Source organism: Planktothrix sp. FACHB-1355, assembly GCF_014748295.1.
Lineage (GTDB): Bacteria > Cyanobacteriota > Cyanobacteriia > Cyanobacteriales > Aerosakkonemataceae > Aerosakkonema > Aerosakkonema funiforme_A.
In genome coordinates this window covers 1-3732 of the sequence record NZ_JACJUP010000705.1, presented here as the reverse complement: position 1 = coordinate 3732, position 3732 = coordinate 1, and the positions used below count along the sequence as shown (strand labels likewise).

At 43.2% G+C, this 3732-nt stretch carries 3 protein-coding genes; 1 reads left to right on the top strand and 2 read right to left on the bottom strand.

Annotation, left to right across the window (positions count from 1 at the left end; all coding sequences use genetic code 11):
* Positions 1–204: 204 nt before the first annotated feature.
* A complete protein-coding gene (locus H6S82_RS23410) occupies positions 205–1242 on the bottom strand; it encodes a sodium:calcium antiporter (RefSeq protein ID WP_190475578.1) in 1038 nt (345 codons plus the stop codon).
* A gap of 104 nt (positions 1243–1346) precedes the next feature.
* Here H6S82_RS23410 and glsA point away from each other — a divergent pair, with 104 nt between their 5' ends.
* Positions 1347–2372, top strand: a complete 1026-nt coding sequence (glsA, locus tag H6S82_RS23405) for a glutaminase A (protein ID WP_190475576.1) — start codon at positions 1347–1349, stop codon at positions 2370–2372.
* A 9-nt stretch (positions 2373–2381) separates the two neighbouring features.
* On the opposite strand, the gene H6S82_RS23400 is transcribed toward glsA, so the two are convergent.
* Positions 2382–3353, bottom strand: a complete 972-nt coding sequence (locus H6S82_RS23400; RefSeq protein WP_190475574.1) for an SGNH/GDSL hydrolase family protein — start codon at positions 3351–3353, stop codon at positions 2382–2384.
* Between the last annotated feature and the right edge of the window lie 379 nt (positions 3354–3732).

The following is a 3732-nucleotide window of genomic DNA, read 5'->3' as shown; positions in this document are numbered from 1 at the left end:
TGCCGATGCACGATATGCCTACGGCACGCTGTGCGAAGGCACTCCTGCAAGTGCCTTAACAAAAGTTCATACAGTGTCGATTACTTTTGTCCGACTACTTACAATCCCCAAATTATTCATCATCAAAACCTAATCTGGAGAAGCTTTTGTTGGCTTCACCAGATTCATCTGGGCTATCCCCTCTTCCCTAGCCCCTAGAACGGATCAACTAGAGAAAAACACCAGCAAAAACCCACCTAAATACAGCAACAGCACGAAGAAACTCTCAAAGCCGATGTTGCCAATTCCATGTTCTTCCCGACGCAACAAGCCTAAGAGTAAAATCCCAGTCATCAGGATAGTTAAGGCAAGAACGAAAACTTTGTCTTGCGTCAAAGCTGGATAAATCGATCCGTGGGGATAAACTAAGTCGCACAAAGCTAAAACTAATACGTCGAAGCTATTGCCACCCAAAACACCACTAACTGCTAGAGTATAAGCCCCACGCTGTACAGCCGCTATTGTTGTCACCAGTTCCGGAAGTGAGGTAGATATGGCAGTGAAGAGACTGCCAACAGCATTTTCGGAAAGACTTGTAGAGTCGGCAATCGCGACTCCCGCTTCTTCCACTCCATAGCCTGCAATGCCAAGAACGAGGGCTAGCAAAAAGAAACGCAACCACAAACTAATTAATCCCGGACTATCCGACTCGGTTGCTTGCAGTTCCTCAACATTTGTCTTTTCTGCCTGCTGGGGTTTCCACATGGGCAGATTTTGTGCATCGGCGACCAGACGCAAACCGAAAATATATGTGGCTACGAGTGCGATCGAAGCGGGATGAACTCCCCAAATATTAACCGATGGATAAGCCCTCGTCAGTAAAGGAATAGCTAGTAAAACTATCAGCAGCGTTCCTTGCGTCAGGGTAGCAGCATCAGCAGCTGCGTATTCCAAATTAGCCTCTAGGTAAGTGATATCGGCAATTCCCAAAAACGCCGTTTGCGCGGCGATATCGCCCAGCGCGTTGCTAATTGCCAGTTCTGGATAGCCAGAGGCGGCAGCTGTGACCGAGGTAACAATCCCAGGTAAGGAGGTGCTAAATCCCAAAAATAGGGCACCCATCAGCGCTTGTCCCAATCCGGTTTTTTCGGAGAGACGATCGGCTATAGCCGTCATCAAGCTACCGCTGATGGCAATTGCCAAAGCTGAAAGCAAAAATATACCTATATTAATCGCGAGAGATCGGTCAATAAATTCCAGCATTGATGTAATTTTTTAGTTTTCTGTTCCCATTCCATCATCAGTCAGTTGCCCATTGGAGATATTCTTAAAAAAGAGAGATTCTTAAGGGCAGGATCTTAAAGATTATGGCAAGTGGAGACAATCGGGAAGCAGAGATTAACCCATCTGAGGTTGTCGCATCGCCATTTCAGTCGTTTTTGAACGACTTGCATCTCAAGTACCAGTCACTCCGGGACGGTAAGGTCGCGACTTACATCCCGGAACTGGCAAAGGCAAACCCGGATTTGTTCGGTATCTGTGCGATCGCGTTGGACGGTCGGGTTTTCGAGGTGGGCGATTGCCATCAATTATTCACAATTCAATCTATTTCTAAGGTATTTGTATATGGGATGGTACTTGAGGATCGGGGACGGGATTATGTTTTGAGTAAAGTTGGTGTGGAACCGACGGGAGACGCATTTAATGCGATCGTCTTAGATGAAAGCTCGAAACGACCATATAATCCAATGGTGAATGCGGGTGCGATCGCTACTACCAGTTTAATCAAAGGTGCGGGGCCAACAGAACGCTTGAATCGAATGTTGGATATGTTCCGGCGATATATCGGTCACAACGATATTTTTATCGATATATCAGTTTTTATGTCAGAACGAACTACCGGACATCGCAACCGGGCAATGGCGCACCTCATGCACCATTTTGGCATGATTGATGAAAAAATTGATGAAGCGATCGACTTATATTTTCAGCAGTGTTCCTTAATGGTTAACTGTCACGATTTGGCAGTGATGGCGGCGACTTTAGCCAATAACGGCATCAATCCCATCACGGGAGAACAAGCTGTCGATAGTTCTTATGTTAAAGATATTCTCAGCGTCATGTACACCTGCGGGATGTATAACTATGCCGGTGAATGGGCGTACAAAGTCGGGCTTCCCGCCAAAAGTGGCATTAGCGGCGGAATTATTGTTGTAGTTCCCAATCAAATCGGTATTGCTGTGTTTTCCCCTCTATTGGATGAAAGGGGTAACAGCGTTCGCGGTGTGAAAGTTTGCGAAGAACTCTCCCGACATTTCGGATTGCATATGTTCGATCTGGCGATGGGAAGATGTAAAGTTTTGGAAATGTTGTCTAATGAAGAGAAGATATAGCAGATTATCTTATTTATTTTTACTGTTTTTCCGGCGTTTTGCTATCAAGCCAAAACCTAAAATACTAAAAATCAAAGCTGTCAGCACTATCGTAAATAAAGGAATAGAAAAATTAGAAGATTTTGGCCGATCTGTTATCGTAGGAGAGCCTAACTCTACTAATAACTTATGAGCGGCAGTTGTGGGGTGAATGTTATCCCAAAATAAATAGCGATCGGGATTACTGCATTTAATTGGTACTTTGAAACACGGTTCGGTTACATTAGTAAAGCCGTATTTGCTTGGATTGCTGCTAACTTGGTTAAAGATAGAGTTAACATCTAAATATTTCAATTTGATATCTGGGTTTAATTGCTGCCGCAAATTGTCGATCGCAGCAGCTAATTCGCTGTTATGCTTTGCAGTCAAATTGCTGAGTAAAGTGGCGCGTTCCGTTGTTCGCGTCCCCGGAAGCTTACCTAAATCCGGCAAATTAACTACAACAATATTTTTACCGCCAACAGCGGCGATCGACTTCACCGCACTGGTTAAATTATTAACAGGTACAGTAGTATCGATTCCACCACCCAGGTAATCATTCGCACCAGCCCATATAATATAAAGAGGATTGCGATCGCTAGTAGATTTACTGGCTTTAAACTTTTCGATTTGCGCTAACACTCCCAGAGGTACACTTTGAGAATTCCCAGTTGTAGCACCTCCGTAAGCAAAATTATTATTGAGATTTAAGGGTAATTTCAAATCAGAGGCGAGATATTCTACCCAAACAGGGCCATTAGAATATCGCCCTTTAAAATAAGGCGGACTGAGAGGATTTTCTTTGTCAGTAGCTTCGTAAACATTGCCAATATCCGAGAGACTATCACCAAAAACGTAAATGCGATCGAAACTTTGTGCCGCAGTCGCGCTTGGAAGCAATAAACCAGTAGAAAGCGCGATCGTCACTCCGGCAGTAGCGATCGCTAAATTTTTGTTCAACATATTATTTAACGTATTAGCAGTTCTTTTACTTTGTAGCAAATTTTGGCTCGGCTAGCCAATTATCCGTAACCTGTTTAACAGCACCAACGATACAACTATATGGCGATCTGGTATCTCTACCCTAATCAAACTGAAGAAATTAGCTTTGATTTAGAAAACATTTCCGAGCAGTTAATCCTGTCATCCAAAATCTGGTGACCTGAACTGCGGGAGAGCCATTTATTTGAATAAAAAAGTTTTTATACTGTTAGATATCTTGACTATATTCGCAATATTAATTACTTTCAACATCTTCGATTATCAATTATTATATCTTTCTATTGCTCGCTAAAAATAATCGCCTAACTTCCCACAGCTATGATTCTGTTTTGAATTAAAT

What these genes read in the sequence shown, in the direction of transcription:
- H6S82_RS23410 (WP_190475578.1), bottom strand. Translation starts at nt 1,242, where the DNA reads ATGCTGGAATTTATTGACCGATCTCTCGCGATTAATATAGGTATATTT.
- glsA (WP_190475576.1), top strand. Translation starts at nt 1,347, where the DNA reads ATGGCAAGTGGAGACAATCGGGAAGCAGAGATTAACCCATCTGAGGTT.
- H6S82_RS23400 (WP_190475574.1), bottom strand. Translation starts at nt 3,353, where the DNA reads ATGTTGAACAAAAATTTAGCGATCGCTACTGCCGGAGTGACGATCGCG.